The 13,777-nt window shown below is 63.9% G+C and carries 15 protein-coding genes; 9 read left to right on the forward strand and 6 right to left on the reverse strand.

The window, feature by feature from the left end:
- Positions 1-6: 6 nt before the first annotated feature.
- Positions 7-912 (reverse strand): DMT family transporter, encoded by a 906-nt coding sequence (locus tag ABJ363_00275; GenBank protein ID MEP4377405.1) that lies wholly within the window; start codon positions 910-912, stop codon positions 7-9.
- A 57-nt stretch (positions 913-969) separates the two neighbouring features.
- Positions 970-1,932: a TauD/TfdA family dioxygenase gene (locus tag ABJ363_00280; protein MEP4377406.1), complete on the reverse strand. Its 963-nt coding sequence runs from the start codon at positions 1,930-1,932 to the stop codon at positions 970-972.
- 109 nt (positions 1,933-2,041) lie between these two features.
- Here ABJ363_00280 and ABJ363_00285 point away from each other — a divergent pair, with 109 nt between their 5' ends.
- From ABJ363_00285 to pcaB, 7 genes are all read left to right on the forward strand, one after another.
- The gene (locus tag ABJ363_00285; GenBank protein MEP4377407.1) at positions 2,042-2,587 is read left to right on the forward strand and encodes a cupin domain-containing protein; all 546 of its coding nucleotides are present in this window, start codon (positions 2,042-2,044) and stop codon (positions 2,585-2,587) included.
- A 147-nt stretch (positions 2,588-2,734) separates the two neighbouring features.
- A complete protein-coding gene (gene pcaD, locus ABJ363_00290; GenBank protein MEP4377408.1) occupies positions 2,735-3,538 on the forward strand; it encodes a 3-oxoadipate enol-lactonase in 804 nt (267 codons plus the stop codon).
- Positions 3,531-3,935, forward strand: coding sequence for a 4-carboxymuconolactone decarboxylase (gene pcaC / locus ABJ363_00295; protein ID MEP4377409.1), 405 nt, complete (start codon positions 3,531-3,533; stop codon positions 3,933-3,935). Before pcaD ends, pcaC begins: the two co-directional genes overlap by 8 nt.
- 28 nt (positions 3,936-3,963) lie before the next feature.
- Positions 3,964-5,136, forward strand: coding sequence for a 4-hydroxybenzoate 3-monooxygenase (gene pobA / locus ABJ363_00300; protein ID MEP4377410.1), 1,173 nt, complete (start codon positions 3,964-3,966; stop codon positions 5,134-5,136).
- A gap of 18 nt (positions 5,137-5,154) precedes the next feature.
- Complete coding sequence (gene pcaH, locus ABJ363_00305; protein MEP4377411.1) at positions 5,155-5,847, forward strand: protocatechuate 3,4-dioxygenase subunit beta; 693 nt, start codon at positions 5,155-5,157, stop codon at positions 5,845-5,847.
- A 3-nt stretch (positions 5,848-5,850) separates the two neighbouring features.
- A complete protein-coding gene (pcaG, locus tag ABJ363_00310; GenBank protein MEP4377412.1) occupies positions 5,851-6,450 on the forward strand; it encodes a protocatechuate 3,4-dioxygenase subunit alpha in 600 nt (199 codons plus the stop codon).
- A gap of 24 nt (positions 6,451-6,474) precedes the next feature.
- Positions 6,475-7,815: a 3-carboxy-cis,cis-muconate cycloisomerase gene (gene pcaB, locus ABJ363_00315; protein MEP4377413.1), complete on the forward strand. Its 1,341-nt coding sequence runs from the start codon at positions 6,475-6,477 to the stop codon at positions 7,813-7,815.
- On the opposite strand, the gene ABJ363_00320 is transcribed toward pcaB, so the two are convergent.
- From ABJ363_00320 to ABJ363_00335, 4 genes are all read right to left on the reverse strand, one after another.
- Positions 7,812-8,630: a CmcJ/NvfI family oxidoreductase gene (locus ABJ363_00320; GenBank protein ID MEP4377414.1), complete on the reverse strand. Its 819-nt coding sequence runs from the start codon at positions 8,628-8,630 to the stop codon at positions 7,812-7,814. The two genes, pcaB and ABJ363_00320, sit on opposite strands and share 4 nt — an antisense overlap.
- Positions 8,631-8,660: 30 nt before the next feature.
- Entirely contained in the window at positions 8,661-9,353 is a 693-nt protein-coding gene (locus ABJ363_00325; protein MEP4377415.1) for a flavin reductase family protein, read from the reverse strand.
- A gap of 95 nt (positions 9,354-9,448) precedes the next feature.
- The gene (locus ABJ363_00330; protein ID MEP4377416.1) at positions 9,449-9,781 is read right to left on the reverse strand and encodes a hypothetical protein; all 333 of its coding nucleotides are present in this window, start codon (positions 9,779-9,781) and stop codon (positions 9,449-9,451) included.
- 24 nt (positions 9,782-9,805) lie between these two features.
- The gene (locus tag ABJ363_00335; protein MEP4377417.1) at positions 9,806-10,606 is read right to left on the reverse strand and encodes an enoyl-CoA hydratase/isomerase family protein; all 801 of its coding nucleotides are present in this window, start codon (positions 10,604-10,606) and stop codon (positions 9,806-9,808) included.
- 159 nt (positions 10,607-10,765) lie between these two features.
- Between ABJ363_00335 and ABJ363_00340 the strand changes: the two genes are divergently transcribed.
- Together ABJ363_00340 and ABJ363_00345 are read left to right on the forward strand one after the other, a co-directional pair.
- Positions 10,766-11,974 carry an alpha/beta hydrolase gene (locus ABJ363_00340; GenBank protein MEP4377418.1) on the forward strand — a complete coding sequence of 403 codons (1,209 nt, stop codon included), beginning with the start codon at positions 10,766-10,768 and terminating at the stop codon, positions 11,972-11,974.
- Positions 11,975-12,045: 71 nt separating this feature from the next.
- Positions 12,046-13,773, forward strand: coding sequence for a cation:proton antiporter (locus ABJ363_00345; GenBank protein ID MEP4377419.1), 1,728 nt, complete (start codon positions 12,046-12,048; stop codon positions 13,771-13,773).
- Positions 13,774-13,777: the final 4 nt, after the last annotated feature.

The following is a 13,777-nucleotide window of genomic DNA, read 5'->3' on the forward strand; positions in this document are numbered from 1 at the left end:
GCGTGTCTAGAACAGCAGCAAGATGATGATTCCGGCGACAACCAGGATAATCCCGGTCAGTTCCAGGCGCAGGATTTTTTCGCGAAAAATGAGCACCGAGGAGGCGATGGTGAACACCAGTTCGACCTGTCCCAGGGCGCGGACAAGCGCCGCATTCTGGATCGTCATGGCCGTGAACCAGCCGATGGATGCGAGTGCGCCGCTCAATCCGACGAGGCCGGCGACGCGCCATGCCTTGATGACGCGGCGGATCTCGCCCGGATCGCGCAGGGCCATGAATGTCGCCATCACAACCGTCTGAAACACGAGAACGACTGCGAGCGTGAAGGACGCCTGCACGAGGAAGCCGTCCCCGCCGAGCGACAGTGACGCGCCGCGGTAGGAGACGGCGGCCACGCCGAAGAAGGCGCCCGACGCGAGCCCGATCAGCGCCGGGCGCGCCAGCCATGATTTGGCAATCCCGGCCAGGCCGGCCGGCGCGCGGGCCGCGGAAATGGAGATCACACCCACGAGGCTGATCAGGATGCCGATTGTCGCCGCCGTGGATATGCTTTCACCGAGAAACACCAGAGCGAACACCGCCGCCTGCACGGTTTCGGTCTTGGAGTAGGTGGTCCCGACCGCGAAGTTGCGGGCATCGAACAAGGTCACGAGCAGCGCTGTTGCCAGGATCTGCGCCAGCCCGCCGACCACGGCGAACATCAGGAAATCCTGATTCAGTCGCGGCAGTTCGAAATCGAACAGCAGAACCAAGGTTGCGAGATACACGAGCGCGAATGGAAATCCGTATCCGAAGCGCACGAAGGTGGCGCCGATGGTTCCCAGCTCGCCCTTGAGATGCTTCTGCAGTGCCGAACGCACATTCTGCAGGAACGCGGCGGCGATGGTCAGGGGTATCCAGAGAAGGGTCATGGCAATTCGTTACGGCCCGGCGGCAGAGGGGACAATTTCGGCAACGCGGGAACGGTCCTATTCCTTCGGGGCATGCCCGCCATGGGCCGACTGGCTGATCGCGCGTGCCCCCTTGCGGGAGCGGACCACGTCGGCGCCGATGGCTGGGATATCGGAGTAGGGCCGGTCGCCCTTGATTGTGATCCGTTCGAGCTTCCGCCGGTTGGGGTAGTAGTCGTGGATTGCGTAATGCTGGACGGACCGGTTGTCCCAGAACACCAGCGTGTTGGGTGTCCAGTGATGGCGATACTGGTATTCCGGTACTTCGGCCTGGTGAAACAGCAACTCCAGCACCGCACGGCTTTCGGCTTCGTCCATGCCCTTGATCGCGATCGTGAACTGGGGGTTCACGAACAGCACCTTGCGGCCGGAGACGGGGTGGGTCCGTACGACCGGATGTACGGCCGGCGGATACCGGTCCTCGAAGTCCCGCAGCCTTGCGCGGCTCTCGGCATCATCATCGAACAATTGCCGGAAGGGCTTGAAGTCGTGGACCGCCTCGAGACCCGAGACGAACTGCTGCATGTGATCGCTCAGCCCTTCATAGGCCGCCGCCATGCTGGCGAACAGCGTATCACCGCCATAGTCGGGTACAATCAGGGCGCGCAGTATGGTGCCCAGCGGCGGCTCCGCCCGAAACGTCTCGTCGGAATGCCAGACATCCGTGCCCCAGGGCGGGTTGTCGGCGTCATTGTCGAAAACGATCAGGTCCGGTGCTTCGCTGTCGCTGGGCGCGAACGGATGGACGGTCAACGCGCCGAACCGGCGCCCGAAGGCTTTCTGGTCTTCGGTCGTGATGTCCTGTCCGCGGAACACGATCACCTGATGCTCGACCAATGCCGCCTCGATCGCGGCGAAGGTTGCATCGTCCATATTGTCGGAGAGGTCTACGCCTTCGATTTCCGCGCCGCAGGCCGCGCCGACCTTGCGGATGTATGGACCGGTCGCGGGTGCAACGTCCGCAGGCATGCTCTGGATCATGAATGTTCCCCCGAAATCAGTGGTGTCAGACTATCAGAATGTGACGTGTGTTGGGTCGTGTAGAATGGGGGCCAACGCGAGTTCGGTATCGGACCGAGAGGGGGAGAATATGGCGCAAGACTACAAGGTAACGCGACGGGTCGTGACGGCGATCGACGCGGATGGCAATTCATATATCGCCGAGGACGGGCCCACGCCCGCGGTGCGGACGGTAGACGCCCGGCCGGGCTATGTCGTGAACAATATCTGGGTCACCGGCGCGGCCCCCGCGCCCGTCGGTGCGCCGGATGCCGTGGAGACCCATGAAGGGGTCCTGCCGCCGGCGGGCGGCACGGTGCTGCGCGTGATCGAATACCCGCCCGATCCCGAGGACCCCGAGGAGATGGCCCGCCAGTTCGCCGGCATGTTCGGCAAGTTGTTCGAGGATGCCGACCGCCCCGACGGCGGAAATGCGCATCCGGGCATGCACACCACGGAAACCGTGGACTATGCCATCGTGATCGAAGGCGAAATCACGGCGATCATGGAGAACGAGGAAACCGTGCTCGGACCGGGGGACGTGCTGATCCAGCGTGGCACGAACCATGCCTGGAGCAACAAGTCCGGCAAGCCGGCCCGCGTCGCCTTCGTCCTGATCGGCGGAAGCTGGGAATAGCTGCGCTGACGCGGGAGTGCCGCGCCCGGGTGCCGGGTATGCGCCGGCGGGAAGCACTGCCGGCGCGCCGACAGGGGGGCATTCGCGCCGGATTGGATGCTAAGCTTCATTGGGTGTGCATGCGGTGAGTTGTGAGGGAGAAACTGAATGGCTGTCCGGATAATCAGACGCGGTGAGGTCGGAATCCATTTCCGCGACGAGGGGGCAACGGATGCGCCTTTGACGCTCCTGTTCTCGAACTCGCTCGGCACCGATTTGCGTATATGGGACGACGTTGTTGCCCGGTTCGCGGACACGGCCCGCATTGTCCGCTACGACAAGCGTGGCCATGGAATCTCGGATGCGCCGCCGGCGCCATATTCGCTGGCGGACCATGTGGCGGACGCGCATGCGCTGCTCGATCATCTCGATATCGCGCATGCCGTTGTCGTCGGCGTTTCCGTTGGCGGAATGATCGCACAGGGCCTTGCCGTCGCGCACCCGGCGCGGGTGACGGGCCTCGTGCTCTGCGACACGGCAGCCAGGATCGGGACAGGCGAAGCCTGGGAGGAACGCATCGCCGCGATCCGCGCCGGCGGACTGGAATCGATCGCGGACGGGATCATGGAACGCTGGTTCTCCAGCGACTTTCGAAGCCGGGCACCCGGCGAGTTGTCCCTGTGGCGCAACCTTCTCGTGCGCACACCCGTTGAAGGCTATGTCGGGACCTGTGCCGCACTCGCCGGCGGCGATCTCACCACCGATATCGGGGGGCTGAATGTGCCGGTGCTTTGCATCTGCGGCGACGAAGACGGCGCGACGCCACCGGAACTGGTGCGCGAGCTGGCGGCCTCCATTCCCGGCGCGCGCTATCTGGAGGTCGCGAATGCGGGCCATTTGCCCTGCATCGAGCAGCCGACGGTGATGGCGGATGCCATCGCCGAATTTCTTGCGGAGAACGATCTTGACTGACAGCAAACATGCAGATGGCATGACGGTGCGGCGCGCCGTTCTGGGCGCCGATCATGTGGACCGGGCCGAGGCAAACAAAACCGGTTTCGATGCCGATTTTCAGCAGCTGATTACCGAATCCGCCTGGGGTTCGGTCTGGACCCGCGACGGGCTGACCACGCGGGAGCGGAGCCTCCTCGTGGTCGCATTCATGGCGGCGTTGGGGCATCATGACGAACTGGCCATGCATATCCGTGCGACAACCAATACGGGGGCCTCGATGGACGACATCAAGGAGGTGCTGCTGATGGTGGCGGTCTATGCCGGTGTGCCCGCGGCGAATGCGGCCATTGCGGTGGCGAAGAAAACCTATCTGGAGATGGGTGTCGATCTGGGCCTTCCCGGGAATGCGGAATGACCGATCGGGCCGGACGGAGCGGGGCGGTTTGAAAACGCAAGTCTGCATCATTGGTGGCGGGCCTTCGGGGCTCCTGTTGAGCCAGCTCCTGCACCTGCACGGGATCGACAACGTCATCCTCGAGCGTCAGTCGCGCGCGTATGTGATGGGGCGAATCCGTGCCGGCGTCATCGAACAGGGGATGGCCGCGCTTCTGCGCGAAGCCGGCGTCGGCGAGCGCATGGACCGCGAAGGCCTGATTCACACAGGTTTCAAGATCGCCTTCGGCGGCCGGGCCGAGCGCATAGATCTCGAAAGCCTGACGGGCGGCAAAGTCGTCATGGTCTACGGGCAGACCCAGATCACACGCGATTTGTATGCGGCGCGCGACGCGATGGGCGGCGTCATAATTGACGAAGCTACGGACGTGATGCCGCACGGTATCGACCAGGACTCACCCAGCGTGACCTTTCGGAAAGGCGGGGTCGAGGAGCGGATCGATTGCGACTTTATCGCAGCGTGCGACGGCTATCATGGTGTCGGGCGGACGGTAATTCCCGCGGATGTTCTGCGGACCTACGAACGCGTCTATCCCTTCGGATGGCTCGGCGTTCTCTCTGAGACACGCCCCGTCGACGAGGATTTGATGTATGCGAGCCACGAGCGGGGTTTCGCACTGTGCTCCATGCGTTCGCATTCCCTGAGCCGTTACTATGTTCAGTGTGATGTCGACGAAGATATCGAGGAATGGCCGGACGATCGTTTCTGGGACGAGTTGCGTGCGCGGTTGCCGGGTTCGGTTTCCGCGAATCTCGAAACCGGACCCTCGATCGAGAAATCCATCGCGCCGTTGCGCAGTTTCGTCGCCGAACCCCTGTCCCATGGCCGGCTGTTCATCGCGGGCGATGCCGGCCACATTGTTCCGCCGACGGGCGCGAAGGGACTCAACCTTGCGGCATCGGACATCTACTACCTTTCGCGCGCGTTCTTCGCGCACTACGAAGCTGGCGATGAAGCCGGTCTGCACGCATACTCGGCACGCGCATTGGCGCGCGTTTGGAAGGCGGAGCGCTTTTCCTGGTGGATGACGAACATGCTCCACAATTTTCCCGACCAGGGAGATTTCGGCGCGAAAATGCAGCAGGCCGAGCTCGAGTATCTGTTTTCCTCGGAGGCGGCGATGACGGCGCTGGCCGAAAACTACGTGGGTTTACCTTATTGAATCCGGGATGTGACGCCGATGGAGAATAACCGCGACTGGACGAGCCAGCCCGCCTATATCCACCCCGACTACAAGTCGACGCGATTGCGCGGGCCATCGAAACCGTTGATTCCGATTCCGGAATCGCTGTCGGAACTGACCGGTCCGGCCTATGGGCATGATGCGGTCGGTCCGCTGGATACGGATCTGACGAAAAATGCGCGCAAGAACGGCGAACCGCTGGGCGAACGAATTGTCGTCGCGGGCCGCGTGGTCGATGAGAATGACCGGCCGCTGCCGAACACGCTCATCGAGATATGGCAGGCCAATTCGGCAGGCCGCTACATTCATGAATGGGATCAGCATGATGCGCCGCTCGACCCCAATTTCCTGGGCGCCGGCCGATGCGTGACCGACGAGAACGGACGTTACGAGTTCCGGTCCATCAAGCCGGGCGCGTATCCCTGGGGCAACCACCACAATGCGTGGCGTCCCAATCATATTCACTTTTCGCTGTTCGGACCGACCCTGGCCACGCGGCTGGTCACGCAGATGTATTTCCCCGGGGACCCGCTTCTCGATCTTGATCCGATCTACCAGAGCGCCCCGGCAGGCGCGCGCGAGCGCATGATCTCGGCATTCGACCTGAGCCTGACGGAACCCGAATTCGCTCTGGGGTACAATTTCAACATCGTGCTGCGGGGCCCCAGGGCGACCCCGATGGAGAGCTGAAGGATGAAGCGCGGACAAACGCCGTCGCAAACGGTTGGCCCCTATTTCGCCTACGGCCTGGCGCCCGAACAGTATAATTTTCCGCTCGCCAGCGTCGCCGGCGGGGATATGGCTGCGGATTCGGTCGAAGGCGAGCGGATACGTCTGATCGGGCAGGTGTTCGACGGCGCCGGCGAGTTGGTCCCCGATGCCTTGATCGAGGTCTGGCAGGCGAACACCCACGGGCGCTACAATCACCCGGCCGATGACCGCAAGGACAACCTTCTCGACCCGGAATTCAGAGGGTTTGGCCGGTTCGGCACCGGCACCGCGCCCGACTGTCACTACCAGTTCGATACGATCAAGCCGGGCAGCGTCGATGGCGCGCAGGCGCCGCACCTCAATATTATCGTGATGATGCGCGGCATGCTTCTGCATGCCTACACCCGGGCCTATTTTTCCGACGATGAGAAGGCCAATGCGGCCGATCCCGTTCTGTCGTCGGTGCCTGAGGAACGGCGCGATACGCTGATCGCCCGGCGCGATGAGAATCTGCCAGGCCGCGTCTATCGCTTCGACATCCACATGCAGGGCCCGAAGGAAACAGTCTTCTTCGATGTTTGACCGCGGTGCGCAGGAAATCGGCCGATGACTGGCGATCCGTTTGGCGCCATCTCCCATGGGGAATTGTTTGCCACGGCCGAGGTGCGCACGTTTCTGTCCGAGGAACGCCGCATCGCCGGAATGGTGCATTTCGAAACAGCACTGGCCCGGGCCCAGGCGTCCTGCGGCGTCATCCCGGAGACGGTGGCCGCGACGATCGAGGAAAAACTGGCGGACTTTGCGCCCGACCTGGCGGCCATCGGCGCGGGAACCGAATCCGCGGGCGTCCCCGTGCCTGCGCTGGTTGCCCAGCTGCGCACAGCGGTTGGCGGCGATGCGTCCGGCTATGTTCACTGGGGTGCAACCTCCCAGGATGCCATCGACACCGCGCTGGTTCTGGTGCTGCGGGACGTGCTCGATCACTTCGATGCTCGGCTCGCCGATCTGGCCGAGGCGCTGGCGGTGCTGGCGCGGAAACATCGTGAGACGCCTGTGCTGGCCCGGACCCGCATGCAACAGGCTGCGCCCACCACCTTCGGGCTCAAGGTTGCGGGTTGGCGTGCGCCATTGGTTCGCGCGCGGGTGCGGCTGGCCGAATTGCGTCCACGACTGCTGGTGGTCCAGCTCGGCGGGGCGGCGGGTACGCTCGCGCCGCTGGGTGAAAATGGTGTCGGTGTGCGACGGGCGTTGGCGGAGATTCTCGATCTCGAACTTTCGGCGCTGCCCTGGCACAGTCAGCGTGATGCGATCGTCGAACTCTCATCCTGGCTGTCGCTGCTCACGGGCGCACTGGGCAAGATCGGCCTGGATGTCGGACTGCTCGCCCAGAGTGAAGTCGGCGAATTGCGCGAAACCGGTGAGGCCGGACGGGGCGGGTCGTCCACACTGCCGCAGAAATCGAACCCGGTGCGCAGCGAAGCGCTCGTGACCCTCGCCCGCTACAACGCGCATGCCGTCGCCGGCATGCACCAGGCGTTGCTGCATGAAAACGAGCGCAGCGGGTCCGCCTGGTCGCTCGAGTGGCTGACCCTGCCCAACATGGTCCTCGCCGCGAGCGGCGCACTCGCCCATGGCGGGCATCTGGCATCGGAGCTGGTTGTGGATACGGTGCGTATGCGATCGAACATCGACGCGTCCAACGGCCTCTGCCTCGCCGAGGCGGCGTCCTTCGCGTTGTCGGCGCATCTGCCGCGGGCCGACGCCCAGAAGCTGGTGGGAGAGGCCTGCGCGGATGTCGGCCGAACGGGTGAAAACCTGATCGCTGTTCTGTCGGCGCGCACGGATGCGCCCGTGGACTGGAAGGCGCTTGCGAGGCCGGAGAACTATCTCGGCTCCGCTTCGGCGTTCGTCGATGCGGCGCTGGCGGACAGCGGCGAAAATCCCTAGTCGAAGAAGGCGAAGGTCCGGATTTCGATGCTCTCGCGCGGTGGTGCGTTCGGCGGACTCGTCGGATCGGCGAAGGAGGTGTGGGGCGTGAAGCGCCCATCCAGGCTGGCGTCGGAATCGAAGACCTTGAACACCAGCGCCTCGTCGCGGGTCATACGCGGGAAGTAGTACCATTCCTGTCCCGGGCTGAAGGCCAGGCGATAGGTCTCGCCGACCCGGTGCGGGTAGCGACGCTCGGCGGTGATCAGGTCTTCCGGGCGGAAGGTGCGCGCATCGCAGATGGTCAGCGGGTCCCGCTCGATCGGTTCGCGGATTGCCCGCCACACCTGAATGATGGCGAAGCGGCGCGATAACAGGTCGTCGGCCTCGTCGGGGAAGATTTCACGCACCCGGCGCGGGCCGGAGTTTTCCGTGTAGTCGTTATGTGCCGAGTGAACCGGCTCGCGGACAAGTTTCTCCTTCCGGGTGTCGTCGTCGCTGGAACGGATCGTGTGATCGAACACCTCGACCCGGGAGGCGCCGCTCACTTCCGCGACCAGCCTGCAGGCTTCCGGGTAATAGACGCTGGTGAGTTCATCGGGATCGAAGAAATCGGTCATCGCTGTGGGGTGATCGACAAACTCGAAACCGTTCCGATCGAGCGCGAATTCGTCGCGCGTTAGACGGCCGTTGCGGATGTCGCGCGGGTGCATTTCGTATGTCCCGGTCACGACCCGGGACATGTCGCCGGCGGGCATGGTCTGGTTGACGAGCTTCTCGCCGGTATCGACGGCGTAGACCAGATCGGCCTGAACGGATTCGTGTGCATCGGACATGTCGGTCTCTCCGGCTGGTTGCCGCCCGCGTCAGCGGTCGGTCTTCGCGATTTCCTGGGCCTTGGCGATGGTCTCTTCGGGTGGCGCGGAACCCGGCGGGTGCAGGAAGGGCATCGTGAACTTGTCGGTGATCTTCGTGTAGCCACCGTTGCCGGCCATGCGCCCCAGCGCGTCGAGCGCCCCGGGGTCCACATGCAGGCGGTCGTTTACCACGGCATCGTCCAAATGGAAGTGCACGACCTCGCCGAAGATCACGTAGTAGGGCAGGGTGCCCATCTCATGGATGTCGATAAGCTTGCTTTCGAGCGCGACGCGGCAGTCGGTGATGCGCGGGGGTTCCACCAATTTCGACGGGGCCGTGTTGAACCCCGCGATCTCCATCTCATTGACATCGCTGTCATAGTCGAGCGCGCAGGCATTCATGCGGTTGCGCAACTCGTAATCCACGATATGGACGACCATCTCCGGGTGATGGCGCAGATTGGCCACCGTGTCCTTGAGCAGGCCCGTGCTGCCGCCGGATTTGGGGCCGGTCTTCGGGCTGCAGGCGATCATGAACATGGGCGGCGACACGCCGATGCAGTTGAAAAAACTGAACGGCGCGGCGTTCGGCCCGTCCGGCCCGAGCGTGACGGTCAACGCGATCGGGCGCGGGATGATCGCGCCGCTCATCAATTTATACTGGTCCTCGACGGCCAGATCCGCAGCGGTGAATTCCGCCATCCTCGTTCCCCCGGTTCAAATAATTTGTTGTTGGATGCAGGCTACCCCGTCCCGCAGCGAATGCAAATTGAATGCAGTCGCAGGGGCGCGGATCGCTAGCTGACCGGTGCCTGGCAGCGGTGCCAGACCTCGAGCTTCGCCGCGGCACCCGGCGCCACGACCCGATGCAATGTGTCGTCGTCCACCAGGACCATATCGACGCTTGCGCCCGGCTGGGGCTCACCAGCGGGCACGACATGACGGAACCCGTGCCGGTCGTAGTCACCGGAGAGCCGATTGCCGCCGGGGGTGACGATCTGCGGGCCCCTGATTTCGAGATACCCCAGCTCTTGATTGCACCAGTTGCCGTCGATGGCGTCCGCATGGGCCGGCGCCAGGGGAAGAAAAAGAAGCACGGCAAAGGCCGATATGGCGAACCATGTCTTCATCGTCTCGTCTCCTAAAGGTCGGTCCTAACGCCCGGTGAACTTGGCCGGGCGACCCTCGGTCGCGGCGGCAATACCCTCATCCACATCATGGCTCCATTCGAGCGCGTGGCGCAATGAATCCGATAGCTCGCGTGCCGCCCGGAAGCCCGGTTCCCGGCGCGCCCGGGCGATGCGCTTGGCGCCGCGGGTCGCGAGCGGCCCGTTCGCGCCGATGGACTGCGCGAGTTCGGTGGCGGCGTCGAGGACGGCGCCCTTTGGGTGAAGGTGATTCACGAAGCCGATCCGGGCCATCTCGGCGGCATCGATCTGTTTGCCCGATGCGATGAGTTCGATGGCGTGGCTGTGGCCCACAGCCATAGGCAGGCGGTGCGGCGCGCCGGCGCCGGGGAAACCGCCCCATTTCGCCTCGGGCAGCATCAGGGTCGAATGTTCGCCCGCGATCCGGATGTCGCAGGCCAGGGCCAACTCGGATGCCCCTGCGACGATCTTGCCGTTGATCGCGGCGACGGTGATTTGGGGCAGGGCCTCCATCTCGTCGAAGATGCGGTTGCCGTCCACCACATAGGCGATCACCTCGTCCTTGGTCATGGCGGCACGGATGGCCGGGTTCATCAGGCCGGCCGAGAACCATTCGTCCCCCGCGCCGGTGAAGATCACCACCTGGATGTCGACGCTCGTGCGCAATTCGTCGATGACCGCGCCAAGATTGCGCAGGGAATCCGGGTTGAGGCGGTTTTCGTTGTCGGGCGCGTCGATGGTGATGGTCGCGACGGGCGGGGACAGATCGAGACGGAGTTCGGGATGGAGTTTGGTCGTGACGGACATGGATGGTCCCCGGGCTGTTATCGAGGAGGCATTATGCCGGGGAAGGGAAGCCTGCCCAAGCATGGTCCGCGACGACTGGCGGTGGACGAGACTTAATTGTAGTTTTGGAAAAATTGACCGGACACCGGTCTGCACAATTCTCAAGGGGGAGACACCAACATGCCGAAACCACAATTGCGCGCCGACCAGGGCTGGATCTTCGATAATTTCCTGATGCTGTCGGAAAACGAGGATGTTCTGCATCCCGGCATCATGGGCACGCGGCTCGGGCGCGGTTTCATGATGCAGGACCTGACCGCGGTCTATACCAAGGTGACCGGTCGGCGCTCCTTCCCCAAGGCGTGGGCGAAGCGCGCGATGAAGCTTGAGGCGATGGCGCTGGAGGCCCAGGGCAAGGGACGTTTGGTCACCGCGCGGCGGCTCTACCACCGGGCGGCGCTGCACTTCGGCCGCGCCCAGCATCTGGTGCCGGTTCACCGGGACCCCAACAAGGAAGACTGGTATCGCGGCCTCTATCGCAACTACGACAAGCTGATCGAACTGTCCGACGGCGCGATGGAGAAGGTCTCGCTGGAATTCGCGCCGGGCCACAAGGTCCACGCCATCTATCACAAGGCACCGGGCGACGGGCCGAAGCCGACCGTCGTCATCATTCCCGGGATGGACGCGCTGAAGGAAGACGTCGGCTGTCCGTTCGAGAATGACTACACGATCCGCGGCATGAACATCGTCTGCATGGACGGCCCGGGGCAGGGCGAGTGCAACTTCAACGAGACCTGGCTCACCGCCGATAATTACCAGAAATCCGCATCCGCCGTGATCGACTGGGCGGTTGCGCGTGACGACGTCGACGCCGACAAGATCGGCGTCATGGGCATGTCCATGGGCTCACGCTGGGGCGTACAGGTCGGCGCCGCCGACAAGCGTGTGAAAGCCGTGGTCGGCCAGATGGCCAATGTCGGCTCCTTCGATATTATCTTCGAGCAGGCCCAGCCCAACTTCAAACGCATCTTCATGTACATGACCGGCTATTCGGATGAGGACGCCTTCGACGCGCATATGCAGACACATGACAGTCTGCCGGACGTGGCCAGGCAATTGACGGTGCCGCACCTGTTGGTCGCCGGCGACATGGACGAGCTTTGCACCCCCCAGGACATCGAGAACTTCCGCGCCAATCTGGCGGGGTCGAGCGAACTCTGGCTCTATGAGGGCATTTTCCACCCAATGGGCGAGGTCTCGGCGGAGATCTATCCGACCATGGCCGACTGGATGCTGACAACCCTGAACGAGGGACGGCCGGCCGGCGAACGTGTGACGGCCTATATCGAGGAAGGTACGACCATCGCCGACCACGCACACGGCTGACCGGGCGCTGTCGACACGGTGAATCGGTGTTGAAACTGTCATAGTCTGGGGCCGGAAAGGAATCCCGCCCGATGCACGAGACCGCCGTTCCGTTTTTGCGCGAAGTCGTCGTTTTTCTGGTTATCGCGGCGATTCTGGTGCCGCTGTTCCAGAGGGTGCGGATCAGCCCGGTGCTGGGGTTTCTGCTCGCCGGGGTGATCATCGGTCCTTTCGGTCTGGGCGCATTCGCCGACCGTATTGCGGTCCTCGGCTATGTCACGATCACCGACGTGGAAAGCGTGCGGGTCCTCGCCGAGTTCGGCGTGGTCTTCCTGCTGTTCCTGATCGGCCTGGAGCTGTCGATCGAACGGCTCTGGTCCATGCGGCGGCTGGTCCTGGGGCTCGGCTCGGCTCAGGTGCTGGTCACGGGCCTGGCGATCGGCGCGATCGCCTTCGCCTGGGGCAACTCGGTCTACGCCGCGATCCTGATTGGTGCGAGCTTCGCGTTGTCCTCCACGGCCGTGGTGGTGGAGGAGTTGATCCGGCGTCGGGAATTTTCGACCCGGGTCGGGCGGGCGTCATTCTCTGTACTTTTGTTCCAGGATCTGTCCGTCGTACCGATCCTGATCCTCGTGTCCGCCTTCACCGGCGCGACGGGCGGGAGCTTTATCGAGGCGCTCGCGGTGGGATTCGGGGTCGCGATCGCGGCCGCCATCGCGATCTTCGTGCTGGGGCGGATCGTCCTGCGGCCGCTGTTCCGGCTGGCCGCGTCGGCGCGGGCACCGGAGTTCTTCGTCGCGATCATGCTGCTGACCGTTATCGGCGCGTCGGCGGCCACGGCAGCGGCCGGGCTCAGCCTCGCATTGGGTGCGTTCCTTGCGGGGTTGCTGCTGGCCGAGACGGAATTCCGTCACCAGATCGAGGTCGACGTGCAGCCCTTTAAGGGGCTGTTGATGGGATTGTTCTTCCTCGCCGTCGGGATGAGCATCGACCTGCATGCCTTCGCCGATCTGGCGTTGATGATCATTCTGTCCGTTGTCGGCCTGATCGCGCTCAAGGCGGGTGTGCTGACGGTGCTGGGCCGAATGTTCGGTCTGCCGCTGTCAGCTGCCGCGCATACCGGCATATTGCTCGGGCAGGCGGGGGAGTTCGGTTTGCTCGTGGTCGGCCTGGCGATTGTCGGAGGGGTTGTCCCGGCGGAGACCGGCCAGTTCTTCCTGATCGTTGCCGGGCTGGCGATGATGGTGACGCCCGCGCTGGCGATCGCCGGTGCGCGTCTGGCGCATTGGCTCGAGCGGGGCGCGTCACAATCGCTTGCACCCGCGCCCGACGAGATCGCGGACCTCGGTCACCATGTGATCATAGCCGGCTACGGCCGGGTCGGTGCGACCATCGCGGCGTTGTTGCGCGAGGAACGGATCAATTATGTCGCGATCGATCTGGATTCAGCACTGGTGGCGAAACTGCGTGCGCGCGACGAGCCCGTGTTCTTCGGCGACGGACGCCGGACCGACGTGCTGGCAAAAGTCGGTGCGGAAGACGCTAATGCCATCGTTCTGACCCTGGACGTGGAGCGGGACGCCGAACATGCCGTGCGCGATATCCGCAAGCGCTGGCCCGATGTCCAGATATATGCCCGCGCGCGCGATCTCGAACATGCCGCCGTACTGGACGCGGCGGGTGCCACGCGGACGATCCCGGAACTGGCGGAATCGAGCCTGCAGATGGGTGCCTTCGTCCTGTCGGGACTGGGGCTGCCCGCCGATGCCGTGAACACGCTGGTCGACCGGCTGCGCGAGCGCGGCTATGAAGAAATTTAGGAAC

The sequence above is a fragment of the Alphaproteobacteria bacterium genome, from assembly GCA_039980135.1.
In the GTDB taxonomy this organism is placed as follows: Bacteria; Pseudomonadota; Alphaproteobacteria; order UBA6615; family UBA6615; genus UBA8079.